The following is a 17,437-nucleotide window of genomic DNA, read 5'->3' as shown; positions in this document are numbered from 1 at the left end:
CTCCTTATCTACAATTATAAATTTCACTCATAAACCATTTTTTAAACATATCAGCATCAATATCAACCGTAACAGTTGCATTAGCTTCTTTACCCAATTTATTTCTAAGATCTACTATAGTTGCTCCAGATGTAAATTCACCCTTTGTTTCTATTCCTACAAATAATTTTTGAACAGTAAACATACTAGGTTCTAATAAATAAGCTATAGCACAACTATCATACATCTTTAATCCTGTATTAAAGCTTCCCCCTCTATATGTTTTAAATAAAGTGTAGAACATATCTCCTATTTTGTGCATTTCTTTTATTTTTTCTGAATCTTCTGGATAAATTAATGCTTTTAATCCAACATCTAATGTAGCCATAGTTATAGGAATACCTGAAGTAAATACAATTTTAGCTGCTTCAGGATCTACATCCATATTAAATTCAGAATAAATCCCTGAATTACCACGACCTATAGCTCCACCCATAAGAACAATTTCTTTAATTTTATTTTTAACTTGTGGATAAATAAGAAGTAATAAAGCAATATTTGTTAAAGGACCTATAGGTACTAATGTTATTTTTTCTTCTGACTTCATTAATACTTCTTTCATAGCCTCTACTGCATTAATTTCAAGTAAATTTTTACCATCAGTTTCATGGAAAGTATAAACTCCCATACCACTATCTCCATGAACTCCTGAAGCATCAATAGCATTTCTAAATAAAGGTTTTTCAGCACCTTTTGCAACTGGAATTGATTTGCCATAAAAATCTAATAATTGTAATGTATTTTTAGTAACTTTTTCAATACTAACATTTCCTGCTACTGTAGTTATTAATTTTACATCTAATTTATTAGAATGTAATGCTAAAGCTAATGCAACAGCATCATCAATTCCAGGATCTGTATCAATAATTATAGGTATTTTAGACATTTTAGTCCTCCTTCTTAAAATTTATAATTTCATTTAAATTTTTTACACCAATTCTAGCACCTTTTTTTAAACAAGTTAATGCACCTGAAACATTTGAATAATATAGTTTTTTTTCAATAGGAATATCCATAGATAAACTTCTAATAAACATTCCTGTAAAAGCATCACCTGCTCCTGTACTATCTACAGGAATAATATCAATTCCTTTTGAAAAAGCACTATCAAATTCATTAACTAAAACACTTCCTCCACTTCCAAGTGTAACCACTAAATTTTTTAATCCATATTTAGATAAAATTTCAAAAATTTTTTTACAATCTTCTAAGTTTTTAGGATAAATATTAGATAAAATTTCAGCCTCTGTTTGATTAACTATTAAATAATCAATTAATGAATACATTTTTTCATCTATTTTCATAGCAGGAGATGGATTAATTATTATTTTCATACCTTTTTTTGAAGCACTCTCCATACCTAAATAAACTAAATTTAAATCTACTTCAAATTGAGCAAGAAAATAGTCATCTTTTTTTGCATTTTTTAATCCATTTAATACATCTTTTCTATCCATTTTAAAATTTGCACCATGATGTAAAATAATTGAATTATCTCCACAAGCTTTTATAATAAATGCTAGTCCTGTTTCTTCATTTTCTATCTTACTAATTGAAGATGTATTGACACCATAATTGCTTAGTTTTCTATAAATCCAATCACTATCATCCTCACTACCAACAGCACCAATCAAACAAGTATCTATTCCTAAAATTGATGATGCTATTGCTTGATTAGCACCTTTTCCACCTAGAGTTTTCCCAAATTCTTCTCCTCTAATCGTTTCTCCTATTTTAGGAAATCTATTACAATTTATAGATAAATCAATATTGATACTACCTAATACATAAAGTCTATTATTCATTAAACTTCACCATCCCACTACCATAATTTTCATTAGGACGTCTAATAAATCCAAATTTTTCATAAAATGATTCATAATTAACAGTAGACATTAAGCCAAGATATGCACCTTTACAAGCATTTTTTGATATATACTCAAGTGCAGAATTAATCAATAATCTACCATATCCTTTATTCCTGTATTCAGGCAATATCATTAAATCTTTTATGAAAAAAACAATTTTATTATCACCTACTATTCTAATCATTCCAATGACTTCTTCTTCATGGAATAAAACTGCATCAAATAAATGATTTTTAATAGCTATTACTACATCTTCCTTTTTATATTCTTTAAATCCACATTTTTCGTGTAAATTCAAATAATTTTCTGCATTTAATACATTAAATTTAATAACTTTGTCCATGATAAAGCGTTTTACCTCCTGTCAAGTTGAGTATACCACGATTTTTATTAAAGTCAAGTGTTTGACTTTTCATATTAAAAATAATATAATTTAAGAAAATATATAATTCACAATTGGGAGGTTATATTTTGGTAAAAATTAGATTAAAAGATATAGCAAAATTAGCTTCTGTTTCAGAAACAACAGTATCTCTTGTGTTAAACAATAAAAAAACTCGTATTTCAAAAGAAAAGCAAGATGAAATTAAAAAAATTGCAAACGAACTAAATTATCAACCAAATATAATAGCTCGTTCTTTAGTACAAAGCAAGACTTATACAATAGGATTAATTATACCTGATATTAATAATCCATTTTTTTCTTCTCTATCTAAATATATAGAAGAATTTCTTTATAAAGAAGGTTATCTTTTACTTATTGCAAATAGCAATAACTCTACAGAACATGAAAAATTATTAATTCAATCTTATATTAATCATCAAGTAGATGGTATTCTTTTATGTCCCTCTAATGAAATGTTAGATAATTATGATTATGAAAAATACTTAGAAAATTTACCAGTTCCTATTATAATCATTGATAGAATTATGAAAAATTCAAATATTACTCAAATTTCTTATGATAATAAAATGGGTGGATATTTAGCTACTAAATACTTAATAGAAAATGGGTGTAAAAATATATCTTGTGTTACAGGTACATTTACCTCACAAAGTTCTAAAGATAGATTAGTTGGATATAAAAAAGCTTTAGAAGAAAATAATTTGGACAATTCATTGATATTTAAGGGAGATTTTACTTTTGATTCAGGAGTGAATTTGGCTCCAAGTATTTTAAAATCTTCACCTGATGGAATTTTTTTCTTTAATGATATGATGGCATATGGATTTTTTTATTATCTAAAAAAATATAACATACCTGAAAATAAATTTTTAATATGTGGTTATGATAACTTACAACTTTCAGAAATGTTTCATCTTCCATCTATTGAACAAAATACAGAAATTTTATCAAAGAAATGCTATAAATCAATTTTAAATATTATTAATAAAAAGAAAGTTAAAAAAAGAAAAATAATAAAGCCAAAATTAATTTTACCCAATAAATAAATTATTATACAAAATTAAAAATATAGAGGGTTTTGTTTAAACTTTAACCCTCTAGTATGATTATCTTAAATTATGATTATATACATTAGTATTATTTATTTTTTCATGTACAACAAAGGATACGGATTACCTTGTTCATCTAATTCAGTACGCTTATAAACTTGAAAGCCCATATACTCATAAAATTCTTTTGCAAGAGGATTCTGTTCGTTTACAGTAAGTTCATTTACTGAATATTTTTTAATTCCATATTGTAATAACTCTTTTCCTATTCCTTGTCCTCTATTTTCATTTAAAATAAATAACATTTCAAGCTTTTTATCTGAAATACCCATAAACCCAACTATATTTCTATTTTTATTTTCTGCAACTACCAAAATAGGAATACACTTCAATACATTAGGAATATATTTTTTAATATTATTTATTTCATCTTTAGATAAAAATAAATGTGTATTTTTTACAGAGTTTTCCCATAATTTCAATAATGTTTCTATTATATTCGTAGTTCTATCTCTTTCATCAATATTTCTATATGAATATTTTTCCATATTCTTACCTCTCATTTTATTTAATTATGATTCCAAGACTTTTCTATTCTTTTTATTTATACTTTCTTGACAATAAAACTACACTCTCAACATGTGGTGTGTAAGCAAACATATCTACACATACTACTCTTTTCAATATATATGAATTATCTTCAAAAATTTTTAAATCTTCAGCAAGAGTTTTTGGATTACATGAAACATAAATAATATAATTAACATTATATTCTAATAATTTAAGTATTGTTTTTTCTCCAACTCCACTTCTAGGTGGATCTAATATCAATATATCTGGTTTTATATTTTCTTTGTCAAATTCTCTCAATTTTTCAAATACATCTCCAGCTATAAATTTAGCATTTGTTATTCCATTTTTTATAGCATTCTCATTAGCTTTAATAACTGCTTCTTCTATTAATTCTATACCATATACTTCTTTTGAATATTTAGATACTATTTGACCAATAGTTCCTGTACCACTAAATAAATCAAATACTATAGGTTTTTCATCATTTTTAGTTATAAATAGAAGATTATTTATTACTTCTTGATATAGTTTTTCAACACCAAATGAATTAGTTTGAAAAAATGAATAAGGGCTTATATTAAAACTTAAATCAAATAATCTCTCTGTAATATCTCTTTTTCCATATAATATTATTTCCTTATCAGCCCTTACACTATCAGATTTATTATCATTAATAGTATGAATAATTGATTTTAATTCCATACTAAGATCTAAACAAAGTAATTTTTCCTTATATTCATCAATAATGTCATAATTTTCTATTTTTGATGTAGTAACTATGTTTACTCCAAGTTCTTTTGTTTTTTCACCTTTTCTAATAACTAAATTACGTAAAAATCCTATATGTGTTAATCTATGGTAAAAACTAATATCTTTTTTAGAAAAAAAATCATTTGTAAATCTCACTATTTTTCTAAAATTTTCATCCATCAATCTACATTCATTTACATTTACTATATCATGAAATGAATTTTTTTTATGTAATCCTAAAATTATCGGACCATCCTTATATTCATTTCCAAAACTAAATTCCATTTTATTTCTATATTCTTTATCATTACCCATAGTAACTATAGGTAATTTTTCATAATTTTTATTTTTTATAGAATTATCAATCAATTTATATACCAAATTAGCTTTAAGTTCAGCTTGTTTTTCATAACTAAGATATTGAAATGAACATCCACCACAACTATTAAATTTTTCACAAAAAGGTTTAGCAACATTTTCAGAATTTTCTATTATTACTATATCTCTTAATTCTATCTTATTATTTTTTATTTTTCCTATTCTTGCCTTAATTTTTTGACCAGGTACTACATTTGTATTTGCAAAACATTTTCTATCATCATTTTTTAAATACCCATATGGTTTTGCTGGAAAATCTATACCAACAATATCAAGGCTTACTATATCATTTTTTTTCATTTACACTCATTCTCTACATAAATTTTTAATCTATTTATTGCTTCATCTATTATTTCATCACTTTGAGTAACAGATAATCTAAAGTATCCCTCAACATTAAAACAAATACCAGGAACTATACCTAATTCTGTTTTTTCTAATACATCTAATGCAAAGTCTAAAGATTTTTTATCAGAAAACATAGTGTAATCAACAAAAAGATAAAATGCTCCTTTTGGTTCAATAACCTTAAACCCTATTTCTCTTAATCCATTCATCATACGAGTTAATTTAGATTTATTAATCTCTACTATATCTTCTCTTGTAGGAATATGTTCACAAGCATAAATAGCTCCTAATTGCCCTACTGTATTTACACCAGTCATAGTATATTGCCCAACTTTATTCATATTGTTTATAACTTCCTCTGATGCTAAAGTATATGCAACTCTATATCCTGTCATAGAATGTGATTTAGAGAATCCATTTATTACAACTATCTTATCTATTAAATCTGTATATCTAGCAAAAGAATTATATTTATCAAAAGCAAGAACAGAATAAATTTCATCACTCAATAAATATATATCATGTTTTCTTAATAATTCAACAACTTTATCCATTTCTTCTAAAGGCATAACAGTACCTGTAGGATTATTAGGATAAGTAAGTATTATAACTTTAGTTTTTGGTGTGATATGTTTTTCTAAAATATCAGCTGTTAATTCAAAATCAGTATGTTTCAAATCAATATATACAGGTTTAGCATTCATAAGTAATATATTTGGCTCATATCCTGGATATGTAGGCGTTGGTAAAATTACTTCATCACCAGGTTGTAATACAGTTCTTAAAAAAGAAGATATTCCCTCAGTAGATCCAGCATTAGCTAAAGCATTTTTCCAAGTATAATTTGAACCATATAGCTTGTTATAATATTTAGCAACAGCTTCTCTATATGCTATAGCACCACCAGTATTTGTATATCCTATTTTTTGATTTAAAGTAACTTCTGACATATATTTTTTTAACTCATATGGTAAATCATTTCCAGGTTCACCTATAGTCATGTTAATTCCATTTTTAAATTCTGGCATTCTTGCTGAAATTTGTCTTATAATTGAAATTTGTAAATTTCTTACTACTTCATTAATATACATGTATCCTCCTATTTATTTAAATGTCTTTTTAAAAATTTTCCTGTATAAGAATCCTTATGTTTCATAATTTTATCTGGAGAACCCTCAACTACAATATATCCACCTTTATCTCCACCTTCAAGTCCTATATCAATAATATGATCTGCACATTTTATAACATCAAGATTATGTTCAATAACAACAACACTATTACCTTTTGAAACTAATCTATCTAAAACTATTAAAAGTTTTCTTACATCTTCAAAATGTAGTCCTGTTGTAGGCTCATCTAAAATGTACATAGTTCCCTCTTTTGTAACTTTTGATAATTCAGAAGCAAGTTTTATTCTTTGTGCTTCACCACCTGAAAGAGTTGTTGCAGGTTGTCCTAATGTAATATAGTCCATACCTACATCAATTAATGTTTGTAGTTTTCTTTTTAATGATGGTATTGCTTCAAAGAATTCATATGAATCTATAACGCTCATATCTAGTACTTCCGAAATATTCTTACCCTTATACTTCACTTCTAATGTTTCTTTATTATATCTCTTACCTTTACACATTTCACATTCTACATATACATCTGGTAAAAAATTCATTTCTATTTTATTAATCCCAGCACCAGAACATGTTTCACATCTTCCACCTTTTACATTGAATGAAAATCTTCCTTTATCAAAACCTCTAACCTTTGAATCATTAGTTTCTGCGAATATAGACCTAATATCATCAAATATTTTAGTATAAGTTGCCGTATTTGATCTAGGTGTTCTACCTATAGGACTTTGATCTATATTAATAACTTTTTTTACTTTATCTAATCCATCTACCTTACCATGTTTTAATGGGAACATTGTTTTTTCATTTAAATAATTATGTAATATAGGGTAAAGTGTTTGATTAATTAAACTAGATTTACCACTACCACTTACTCCTGTTACAACTGTAAATATACCTAGTGGGATTTTTAAATTAACATCTTTTAAATTATTCCCACAACAATTACTAATCTTTAAATATTCCTTTGATTTTCTTAATTTTTTAGGTACTTCAATTTGAATTTCTTTATTTAAATATTTAGCTGTAAGTGATTTACCCTCTTTAATAACATCATTAGGTTTTCCAATAGCTATTATCTCTCCACCAAATTTACCTGCACTAGGTCCTATATCAATTAAATAATCAGATTCTAGCATAGTATCTTCATCATGCTCTACTACAATTAGTGTATTTCCAATATCTTTTAAATCTTTTAAAGTTTTAAGTAACTTATCATTATCTCTTTGATGAAGCCCTATACTTGGTTCATCTAAAACATATATTACTCCTGTTAATCTTGAACCTATTTGTGTTGCAAGTCTTATACGTTGTGATTCTCCACCAGAAAGTGTTTTAGTCATTCTATCAAGTGAAAGATAGTCTAGTCCAACATTAATTAAAAAAGATAATCTATTCCTTATTTCCTTTAATATTTCTTCAGCAATTTGTTTTTCCTTTTCAGTTAAATTTAAATTTTCAAAGAAATTTAAAGCATTAACTATGCTCATATTTGTAACATCAATAATACTTTTATCATTAATTGTAATAGCAAGTACTATATCATTTAACCTTTTACCACTACATTTAGAACAACTAGTCTCTATCATATATCTATTTTGAATTTCTTCTCTATTAGATTCACTCATTGACTCTTTATGTCTTCTTTTAACAAGATTTATAATCCCCTCAAAGGTTCTCATTCCATCATAGTTATATTCTTTAGTATGAATTGAAAAATAGTATTCTTTATCACTTCCATAAAAAATTAAATCTTTTTCTTTTTGTGATAATTTTTTAAAAGGCTTATCTGCATCAATATTATGCCCTTTTAAAAATGCTTGAAATAATTTCCAAGTCCATGATGTTGGAGAACTTCCACCTACCACAGACAATGCACCTTCATTAATAGATATATTTTCATTTAATAATATTGCATCCATGTTGACTTCTAAAGACGAACCTAAACCATTACATTCTTCACAAGCTCCATAAGGTGCATTAAATGAGAATAGTCTTGGATTAATTTCTGGGAATGATACATCAGGATGATTACTACATACAAAATTTTCACTATATTTATGGTCTACACCATTTATATTTATAATTAAATTACCATCAGATAATTTTGTCGCATTAACTATAGCCTCATTTATTCTTGAAATATTTTCTTCTTTAAATACTACTCTATCAGTAATTAATTCAATATTATGTCTTTTATTCTTATCTAATTCAATAATATCATCAAGTTCAAGTATTGTTCCATCTACTCTTACTCTTAGATAACCTTGTCTTGATAAATTAATAAATAAATTTTTAAAACTACCTTTTTTATCCATTACTATAGGAGATAAGAATATTAATTTATCTTTATCACTACATTTTAAATGTACTTCATTAGTAATTTCTTCTATACTTTGTTTTTTAACTAAAGATTGACAAATAGGACAATGTGCATTACCAATATGCCCCCATAAAAGTCTCATATAATCATATATTTCTGTCATTGTACCAACTGTTGACCTTGGGTTCTTTGAAACTGATTTTTGCTCTATTGATATTGCTGGTGATAAACCCTCAATACTATCTAGCTCTGGTTTTTTCATTTGACCTATAAATTGTCTTGCATATGCTGATAAACTCTCAACATATCTTCTCTGTCCCTCAGAATATATTGTTTCAAACGCAAGAGATGATTTACCACTACCACTTACTCCTGTAATTACAACAAATTGATTCTTAGGTATATCTATATCAATATTTTTAAGATTGTGTTCTCTAGCACCTCTTATCTTAATATATTCCATTTGTACTCCCTCATTCATTATTTATATTTAAATAAACTATACTTAATAATAATATTAAACCAGCTATTATTCTTGTAGGATCTAAAATATTTCCTAAAATAAACATGTCTATAAAAACAGATGTTAAAGGAAATGCTAATTCAGAAACTGTAGAATATATTGCTTTTGTATTTTGTAAACCTCTATAATAAAAATTAGCAGCTGTTACTCCCCAAATTGCAATAAATATTGCCAGTAACATTACATGCTTATTTGTAAATAGATATATTATATCGGTTTTAGTTTGAGATACATTTAATAATAATAGTAAAAAAGTAATTATCGTTGTAAACATAAATCTCATAAATGTCGATATATTGGCATTGTACTTAATTGCAACTTTTCTACTAAAAGTAGTTGATAAACCAAAAGAAATTGCAGCAATTAATGAATAAATTGCAGAATATATTGATTTAAGCTCTATATCAAATGGACTATTTAGTCCAAAAGTTAAGAAATAGAGTGAAATAAGGGAAATTATAAACACTATTTTAAATTTATGTGTAATTTTTTCTTTTAATATAAAATAAGCTGATAATATAGCAAATATAGGTTGTGATTTTTGTATTAATATAACTAAACTATATGGATTAAATTCACTTAATTGTAATGCTTTTACAATAGATAAAGTCCCTATAGTTCCACCAAATAATGCTATTAATAGAAAGTATAATTTATCTGATAAATTTATATTTTTTATCTCTTTTATATTTTTTCTATTTGTAATTAAAATAAATAAAAATGGTAAAAGATGTGCTATAAATACTATTAATACAACATTATATAAACCATATTTAAAATAACGTGGTGTCAATAATACACCATCTATCCCCCACATTATTGCACCTAAAACTATGAGAAGCCATGATAAATTCATTTTTACACCTACTTTTTCTTTTTATTTATATTTAATAATGCCATTTTAATCAATTCCTGCATATTTAACTCTTTGACATACTTATCTTCTATAATGTTATTTATATTAACTTTTTCATAACCTAAAGATTCTAAAGCTAATCTTAAATTCTCTTTCTTATTATATAACTCAAGCATATCTTGGTTAGAAACATTACTTGTAATTTTTAATCCTTCAAGTTTATCAGAAAGATCTACCATTATTTTTTCAGCTTTTTTCATTCCTATACCAGGAACTTTTGCGAGTTCTTTAAAATTCTTTGAAGATGCTATAGCAACTAATTCATCAAATTCAAAATTAGATAATATTGCAATTGCTTTTTTAGCACCTATTCCATTTATTGCTATACATTCAAGAAAAATACTTCTTTCAAGTTCACTCTTGAATCCAAAAAATGAAATATCGTCTTCTTTAACTATAGTGTGTATATATAGCTTATCTTTTTCTCCAATTGAATTAAGTTTATCATAGGTTTTTATTGATGTATATATTTTATACCCTACTCCATTAATATCTATAACAACATAATTAAGATTTTTTACGCTTAATATACCCTCAAAATATTCGTACATTTTATTCTCCTTTTATTTCAATAATATTATCGGACTCAACATAAAAAATATCTCTCAAATTATTCTTAAATTTTTCTTTATTTCCTGAAACATAAAAAAATGTTTGAGAATTTTCATTTTTATTTTTTATTAAATCACTATTATTAATAATTGTTACAATCTCAACTGATGGATCAATTATATCAATATTAGAATAAAGAGATTTTATTTTTTCTTTTAAAATAGAATAATGTGTACATCCTAATACAAGGGTATCAATTTCTTTACTCATATCATCAACATATTTATTTATTAAATTATCAATATCTTTTCCTTTAATATTTCCATTTTCTATAGCTAGTACTAATAAAGGGCAAGGTTGATCTATCACTTTTATTTTTGAATTAATATTATTTAAACTCTGTGTATATTTTTTAGAATTTACTGTAGCAGTAGTTGCAATCAAACCTACATTTTTACTTTTATTATTTATAACACCCTCTACTCCTGCATCAATTACTCCAATAATATTAATATCGTATTTTTCTTTTATTTCATCAAGTGCAAGTGAAGTCGCAGTATTACATGCAACAACAATTAATTCAACTTTTTTTGTTAATAAAAACTCAACTATTTCACTTGAGTATTTAATTATTTCATCTTTACTTTTTTCTCCATATGGTAATCTAGCTGTATCACCGAAAAAATGAATATCAATATTTGGATATTGTTTTCTAATTTCATTTAATACAGTTATTCCACCCATACCTGAATCAAAAATTCCTATAGACATATTTGTCTCCATTTTCTTTAATTTTTTGATAAAGTATCAATAAATAAAAACATTAATGTTTTTAAACTTACATTAGAATTTATCGCTAACTTATATTCTAAAAGCTCTTCAAGATGATTTAAGCTTTTAAATTTAGAATATTTATTTATACAAGTATTCATAAATATTTTTATTCTATCTCTACTCTTTTTATTATCGTTACTTACTAACAATATAGACAATATCTCATCTTTTAAAATTATTACATCAATTTCTTTCATAAATATAATATTTTTTATTAAATAATCTATCGCATATTGATATGATATAACTGTAAATATATTTGTTTCATTAAAATAATTCTTAATAGAATGTATAATCTCTTCTAAACTATTAATTTTATATACTTCTAAATCAATTGAATCTTTTTTACTGATATACATATTTAAATAATCAATATTATTTTCTAAAAAGTTAAACATATCTAAATTTTTTTCTATAATTTTAGTATCTAAAATTAAGTTTAAATTTAATATTATTGACCTAGACTTAACAGTTTCAAGTATTTCTAATCTCCTAGTAAGTAATATGAAAAAAACATTCTGTGGTGGTTCTTCTATTACTTTCAACAATGCGTTTAAAGGTTCTTTTTTTGTTATTTCAATTGAATCGATAATATATATTTTTTTATCAGAAATATATGGACTTTCAACTGAACCAATTATTATTTCTCTTACATCATCAATCTTTAATTCAGAATAATAACTTACATCTGGATGAGTTAATATATCTGTATTAAACTCATTAAGTAACATAGATGTAAATATTTTAGCATTTTCTATTAAAGATATTCTATTATCTGCAAAAAGCATAAAAGTTCCACTTTTTTTTAGATTTAATATTTCATTTTTAAATATTTCCATATTAATTCTCTCTCATTTGTAATGTTTTTAATAAATTCTTATTATCAAACGCTTTTCCTCCACCAAGAACAACTGAATCTAATGGATGTTCTGATAAATATACCTTTACTTTTACTTCTTGCTCTACTAAAGTTGTGAAATTTTTAATCATAGAGCCTCCACCAGTCATTACAATTCCATTATCTAAAATATCAGCAGCTAATTCAGGTGGTGATTTTTCTAGTACTTCTTTAACTGCATTAATTACTGAAAAAAGCGATGATTTTATTGCCTCATATACTTCATTAGAATCTATTTCTAAAGAAACAGGAGTTTGAACTTCTAATTGTCTACCTTTAATAGTCATTAACTTAGGTTCTTTTTCATACATAGCAGTCGCTAATTCTTTTTTAATTTTTTCAGCTGTTCTATCACCAATTAATAAGTTGTATTTATTTCTTACATATCTTACTATATCTTCATCAAACTTATTACCAGCAACTCTTATAGATTTTGAAGCTATAACCTCATCTAATGAAAGTATAGCAACATCAGTTGAACCTCCACCAATATCTATAACCATATTACCAGATGGTTTTGATATATCAATTCCAGAACCAATAATAGCCGCTCTTCCCTCTTCTATTATATATATTTTTTTTGCACCACTAACAGAATCAAATAAAGCTTTTCTTTCTACAGGGGTAACTTCTAAAGGAACACAAATCATTACTTCTGGTTTAAATATTGAACTTCCATATATTTTATACATGAAATGAGAAAGCATTTCACGAGTTGCATCTAAATCAGCAATTACACCATCTTTAAGTGGTTTAATAGCTTCTATACTATCAGGTGTTTTTCCTAACATTTCTCTTGCATCTTTACCAACTGCAATAACTTTTCCAGTTTTTCTATCTCTTGCCAAAACTGATGGTTCATTTAAAACTATTTTATCTTCTTGTTTATCATAAATTAGAATATTAGCAGTACCTAAATCTATAGATATACTCTTATTTATTCTAAGAGATCTTATTATTCTTTTTATAAAATTTTTCTTAAACATTTATTTTACCTTCCTATCAACTGTTTTAATTCCTAATTTTAACAGTTCATCACGTATCATATCAGATAATTCATAATTTTTATTCATTCTAGCATCTTCTCTAATTTTATTTAATAATTCTATTAAATTTTCACTTAGCACATCATTTTTATCTTTTTCCATTTTTATCCCCAAAATATTAATTATATATTTTTCTAAAACTTCAATTACTAATGTAATTTCTTTAAATACTGATGAATTTAAATGTCTATTAGTTTTTTTAATTAAATCATGTATACAAGATATTGCTAAAGGAGTATTTAAATCATCATTTAATGCTGAATTAAAAGCTGATTCAAACTCAATTATTTCTTTTTTTATCTCATCATTTGAATTATTATCAACTACTACTTTCTTATATCTATCAATACTATCTATTATTGAATTTAAAGTCTTTTTAGATATTTCTAAATTTTCTATAGAATAATTTATAGGTTTTCTATAATGTGTTGATAACATGAAAAATCTAATTACATCTCCTGAATAATTATTTAAAACTTCTCTTAATGTAATAAAATTTCCTAAAGATTTACTCATTTTTTCACCATTTATTTCTAAAAATCCATTGTGCATCCAATAGTTTGCAAAAGAAGATTTTTCATTACAGAAGCAAACACTTTGTGCACTTTCATTTTCATGATGTGGAAATAATAAATCTATTCCTCCAGCATGTATATCAAAATTATCTCCTAAAAATTCTCTGCTCATTGCCGAACATTCAATATGCCAACCCGGTCTACCCTTAGAAAAAGGTGAATCCCAGTAAGGCTCATTTTCTTTTTTCTTTTTCCACAATACAAAATCAAGAGGATTTTCTTTTTTATCATCTTTATCAATTCTTACACCCACCGATAAATCTTCTAATCTTTGATTAGATAATTTACCATATTCTGAATATTTATTAACTCTAAATAAAACATCACCATCTGAAATATACGCATATCCCTTATCAATAAGTCCCTCTATCATTTTTATAATTTCAGGTATATATTCACTTACTTTTGGTCTTTTTACTATATCAAGTATATTTAATTTAGAAATATCTTCCATAAAAGCATCTATATATTTTTTTGAAATTTCTTCAAATGTAATATTTTCTTCTATACTTTTATTAATTATTTTATCATCTATATCTGTAAAATTTTGAACAAATGAAACTTCATAACCTTGATTTATAAAATGTCTTGCAAGTGTATCAAAAACTATAACAGGTCTTGAATTTCCAAAATGTATATAGTTATATACTGTTGGTCCACATACATATATTCCAACTTTGCTATTATTAATAGGTATAAATTTTTCTAATTTATTATTTAAACTATTATATATCTTCATTTTTTCTCCTCTATTTCAGTGTTACTATAGTAATACCAAGTCCACCCTCACTAGGATGACCATCTTTAAATTCTGAAACATAAACAGATTTTTTAAGGTATTCATGTATTTTCTTTCTAAGAACCATAGTCCCTTTTCCATGTATAATTGCAACAGTAGTAAATCCATTTAAAATAGCTCTATTAAAATATATTTCTATTTCTTCTATTGCTTCTTCTGCCATTTTACCTCTAACATCAATTTCACCTTTAACATGAGTAACTTTTGCATTAACTACATTAGTTAAACGATTATTTTTTTTCTTAGGTATCTTAGTAACATCTTCAAAGGCAACAGTTATTTTTAAAATACCTGCTTGAACTTGTAAAGATTCTTTTTCTGGAATAATTCTAAGTACTTTTCCAACTTGATTTAATGTTTTTACTAAAACTTCTTCATTTATTTCAAATTTTAAATTAGATTTTATATGTTTCTTTTCAACAATATTTTCTTTTTTACTATCTTCTATATATTGTCTTATCATATTTATATTTTTTTGTAATGTTTTAGCCTCTTCTTTTTTTACATTATCTGAATTAATTTTATCAACTAAAGCCTTTGCCTTATTTTGCATATCTTTAATATAGTTATCAGCTTTTTTATATGTATCTTTTAAAATATTATTTTTCTCTTTTTCAAACTCAGCTAACTTATTTTCATAATCATTTTTAACTTCAGCAAGTTCTTGTTTAAGTTTTTCAACCTCAAGATTCATTAATTCAAGATTATCATTTTTTTCTTTTATTGAAGCTAACATTTTTTCAACTTTTCTATTATCTTCACTAATATATGATTTAGCATTTTCAATAATTTCTTTAGCTATACCATATTTTGATGCTATTATTAAAGCATTTGATTCACCAGGTATACCTACTAACAATCTGTATGTTGGAGATAAAGTTTCAGGGTTAAACTCCATAGATGCTGATTTTATTTTATCATGTGTATATGCGTGAGCCTTAACTTCACTATAATGTGTTGTTATAAGTGCTTTTATTTTTCTTTCAAGAATATGATCAATTATCGCCATTGCAAATGCTGACCCCTCACTTGGATCTGTCCCTGAACCTAATTCATCTAATAATATTAAAGATTTTGAAGTTGCTTCATTTAATATATCTGAAATTGATTTAACATGAGAAGAAAAAGATGATAGGTTCTGTTCTATACTTTGCTCATCTCCTATATCAGATAAAACATTATCAAACATACCTATTATAGATTTTTCACTCGCTGGTATCGCTAAACCAGATAATGCCATTAAAGTAAACAGTCCTGCAACCTTTAATGTTACTGTTTTACCACCTGTATTTGGACCAGTAATTAACATAACTTTATCATTTTCATCTAAATCAAAAGTTAATGGTATTACTTTATCCTTATCTATAAAAGGATGCCTTGCATCTTCTAAATATATTTTAGTATGATTAACTATTTTAGGAATATTAGATTTTGTTTCTAAAGCATACTCAACCTTAGAATTTAAAAAATCAATTCTTTCTAATACACTCTGAGTAATTTGTAAATCTTCTAATCTACCTCTAAGTATCTCTGTTAATCTTAAAAGTATTTTCCTTACTTCTTCTTTCTCTCTTGCCTCATATTCCCTTAATTTATTATTTAATGATACTACATTTAAAGGTTCTATAAATGATGTAGAACCCGTTGATGATCTGTCATGTTCTATACCTCTTACTAATCCTTTAAAATCTGTTTTTATAGCAATAACATATCTTTCATTTCTTTTAGTAATAATTTTATCTTGCACTGCTCTTTGCGTATCTTTATTATTTATTAATGTTTCAAATTTTTCTTTTATATTGTTGAAAATAATATTTTTTTGTTTTCTAATATCAATTAAAGTTAAACTAGCATCATCTTTTATATTACCGTTATCATCTACTACTTCGTTTATAAAATTCTCAATATCCTTTAAATCATTTAAATCTTTAAATATATTCCATATTTGCTTATATTTATCTCTCACATTTTTAGCTCTTGATTTAGATATTCTATAAACTATTAAATTTTTTCTTAATTCATGTAATTCATCAGCCTCTAAATAATTACCAAATATTGATATTAATTTTAAAAATCTGCCTATATTTGATAATTGACTTAAATCAAACCCATCATCGAATTTATAAAAATCAATCAAATCTTGTAATATGGAAAATTCTTTATCTAATTCACTTTTTTCTTTAAACATTTTTAAATCTATAAATTTTTCTTTAGTTGATTCTAATTTTGATTTATCTATTAAATTATTAAGTATTTTATGATACTCTAATACTTCATATTTCTTATTCATAACATTACCCCTCATCATACTCTATAATTTTAAATTATATCACATTTTACATGTTTTGTGAATATATAGAAAATGGCTAAAATATTTGAAAATACAACAAAAATTGCAATATTTTAAATTATATTTTTTAAGAAAATAAA

Annotated in this window: 15 protein-coding genes; 1 reads left to right on the top strand and 14 read right to left on the bottom strand. The window is 25.0% G+C overall.

Annotation, left to right across the window (positions count from 1 at the left end; genetic code table 11):
* Window positions 1–4: 4 nt before the first annotated feature.
* From rihC to BT993_RS00390, 3 genes are read right to left on the bottom strand one after another with little or no spacing between them, the layout of a single operon-like run.
* Complete coding sequence (gene rihC / locus BT993_RS00400) at window positions 5–925, bottom strand: ribonucleoside hydrolase RihC (RefSeq protein ID WP_072592700.1); 921 nt, start codon at window positions 923–925, stop codon at window positions 5–7.
* A gap of 1 nt (window position 926) precedes the next feature.
* Window positions 927–1,844, bottom strand: coding sequence for a ribokinase (locus tag BT993_RS00395; RefSeq protein WP_072592699.1), 918 nt, complete (start codon window positions 1,842–1,844; stop codon window positions 927–929).
* Window positions 1,837–2,250 carry a GNAT family N-acetyltransferase gene (locus BT993_RS00390; RefSeq protein ID WP_072592698.1) on the bottom strand — a complete coding sequence of 138 codons (414 nt, stop codon included), beginning with the start codon at window positions 2,248–2,250 and terminating at the stop codon, window positions 1,837–1,839. The genes BT993_RS00395 and BT993_RS00390 overlap by 8 nt, the downstream gene beginning before the upstream one ends.
* 128 nt (window positions 2,251–2,378) lie before the next feature.
* On the opposite strand from BT993_RS00390, the gene BT993_RS00385 reads away from it, so the two are divergent.
* A complete protein-coding gene (locus tag BT993_RS00385) occupies window positions 2,379–3,359 on the top strand; it encodes a LacI family DNA-binding transcriptional regulator (RefSeq protein ID WP_143604210.1) in 981 nt (326 codons plus the stop codon).
* A gap of 95 nt (window positions 3,360–3,454) precedes the next feature.
* Here the strand turns inward: BT993_RS00385 and BT993_RS00380 are convergent, their stop codons facing one another.
* From BT993_RS00380 to BT993_RS00330, 11 genes are read right to left on the bottom strand one after another with little or no spacing between them, the layout of a single operon-like run.
* Window positions 3,455–3,925: a GNAT family N-acetyltransferase gene (locus BT993_RS00380; protein ID WP_244147523.1), complete on the bottom strand. Its 471-nt coding sequence runs from the start codon at window positions 3,923–3,925 to the stop codon at window positions 3,455–3,457.
* Window positions 3,926–3,962: 37 nt separating this feature from the next.
* On the bottom strand, window positions 3,963–5,363 hold the full coding sequence (gene rlmD, locus BT993_RS00375) for a 23S rRNA (uracil(1939)-C(5))-methyltransferase RlmD (protein ID WP_072592697.1): 1,401 nt from the start codon (window positions 5,361–5,363) through the stop codon (window positions 3,963–3,965).
* Complete coding sequence (locus tag BT993_RS00370) at window positions 5,360–6,502, bottom strand: pyridoxal phosphate-dependent aminotransferase (protein ID WP_072592696.1); 1,143 nt, start codon at window positions 6,500–6,502, stop codon at window positions 5,360–5,362. Before BT993_RS00370 ends, rlmD begins: the two co-directional genes overlap by 4 nt.
* 8 nt (window positions 6,503–6,510) lie before the next feature.
* Entirely contained in the window at window positions 6,511–9,327 is a 2,817-nt protein-coding gene (gene uvrA / locus BT993_RS00365; protein ID WP_083557333.1) for an excinuclease ABC subunit UvrA, read from the bottom strand.
* Window positions 9,328–9,337: 10 nt separating this feature from the next.
* Complete coding sequence (locus tag BT993_RS00360; protein ID WP_072592694.1) at window positions 9,338–10,243, bottom strand: DMT family transporter; 906 nt, start codon at window positions 10,241–10,243, stop codon at window positions 9,338–9,340.
* 8 nt (window positions 10,244–10,251) lie between these two features.
* On the bottom strand, window positions 10,252–10,854 hold the full coding sequence (ruvA, locus tag BT993_RS00355; RefSeq protein ID WP_072592693.1) for a Holliday junction branch migration protein RuvA: 603 nt from the start codon (window positions 10,852–10,854) through the stop codon (window positions 10,252–10,254).
* Between the two features lies 1 nt (window position 10,855).
* Complete coding sequence (gene murI, locus BT993_RS00350) at window positions 10,856–11,626, bottom strand: glutamate racemase (RefSeq protein ID WP_072592692.1); 771 nt, start codon at window positions 11,624–11,626, stop codon at window positions 10,856–10,858.
* A gap of 17 nt (window positions 11,627–11,643) precedes the next feature.
* On the bottom strand, window positions 11,644–12,528 hold the full coding sequence (locus BT993_RS00345; protein WP_072592691.1) for a hypothetical protein: 885 nt from the start codon (window positions 12,526–12,528) through the stop codon (window positions 11,644–11,646).
* A gap of 1 nt (window position 12,529) precedes the next feature.
* Window positions 12,530–13,573 carry a rod shape-determining protein gene (mreB, locus tag BT993_RS00340; protein ID WP_072592690.1) on the bottom strand — a complete coding sequence of 348 codons (1,044 nt, stop codon included), beginning with the start codon at window positions 13,571–13,573 and terminating at the stop codon, window positions 12,530–12,532.
* Window positions 13,574–14,947: a cysteine--tRNA ligase gene (cysS, locus tag BT993_RS00335; RefSeq protein ID WP_072592689.1), complete on the bottom strand. Its 1,374-nt coding sequence runs from the start codon at window positions 14,945–14,947 to the stop codon at window positions 13,574–13,576. It abuts the gene before it with no gap.
* 10 nt (window positions 14,948–14,957) lie between these two features.
* Window positions 14,958–17,297, bottom strand: a complete 2,340-nt coding sequence (locus BT993_RS00330; RefSeq protein ID WP_072592688.1) for an endonuclease MutS2 — start codon at window positions 17,295–17,297, stop codon at window positions 14,958–14,960.
* Window positions 17,298–17,437: the final 140 nt, after the last annotated feature.

The organism is Streptobacillus ratti (genome assembly GCF_001891165.1).
Lineage (GTDB): Bacteria > Fusobacteriota > Fusobacteriia > Fusobacteriales > Leptotrichiaceae > Streptobacillus > Streptobacillus ratti.
Note: the sequence above shows the minus strand (reverse complement) of the source record. Positions and strands in the feature narration are given on the sequence as shown.

Excerpts from the sequence above, each read along its gene's own strand:
- BT993_RS00390 (WP_072592698.1), bottom strand. The coding sequence starts at position 2,250 with ATGGACAAAGTTATTAAATTTAATGTATTAAATGCAGAAAATTATTTG.
- BT993_RS00360 (WP_072592694.1), bottom strand. The coding sequence starts at position 10,243 with ATGAATTTATCATGGCTTCTCATAGTTTTAGGTGCAATAATGTGGGGG.
- BT993_RS00330 (WP_072592688.1), bottom strand. The coding sequence starts at position 17,297 with ATGAATAAGAAATATGAAGTATTAGAGTATCATAAAATACTTAATAAT.
- rihC (WP_072592700.1), bottom strand. The coding sequence starts at position 925 with ATGTCTAAAATACCTATAATTATTGATACAGATCCTGGAATTGATGAT.
- BT993_RS00370 (WP_072592696.1), bottom strand. The coding sequence starts at position 6,502 with ATGTATATTAATGAAGTAGTAAGAAATTTACAAATTTCAATTATAAGA.
- murI (WP_072592692.1), bottom strand. The coding sequence starts at position 11,626 with ATGTCTATAGGAATTTTTGATTCAGGTATGGGTGGAATAACTGTATTA.
- BT993_RS00345 (WP_072592691.1), bottom strand. The coding sequence starts at position 12,528 with ATGGAAATATTTAAAAATGAAATATTAAATCTAAAAAAAAGTGGAACT.
- BT993_RS00380 (WP_244147523.1), bottom strand. The coding sequence starts at position 3,925 with ATGAGAGGTAAGAATATGGAAAAATATTCATATAGAAATATTGATGAA.
- BT993_RS00395 (WP_072592699.1), bottom strand. The coding sequence starts at position 1,844 with ATGAATAATAGACTTTATGTATTAGGTAGTATCAATATTGATTTATCT.
- cysS (WP_072592689.1), bottom strand. The coding sequence starts at position 14,947 with ATGAAGATATATAATAGTTTAAATAATAAATTAGAAAAATTTATACCT.
- rlmD (WP_072592697.1), bottom strand. The coding sequence starts at position 5,363 with ATGAAAAAAAATGATATAGTAAGCCTTGATATTGTTGGTATAGATTTT.
- uvrA (WP_083557333.1), bottom strand. The coding sequence starts at position 9,327 with ATGGAATATATTAAGATAAGAGGTGCTAGAGAACACAATCTTAAAAAT.
- mreB (WP_072592690.1), bottom strand. The coding sequence starts at position 13,573 with ATGTTTAAGAAAAATTTTATAAAAAGAATAATAAGATCTCTTAGAATA.
- ruvA (WP_072592693.1), bottom strand. The coding sequence starts at position 10,854 with ATGTACGAATATTTTGAGGGTATATTAAGCGTAAAAAATCTTAATTAT.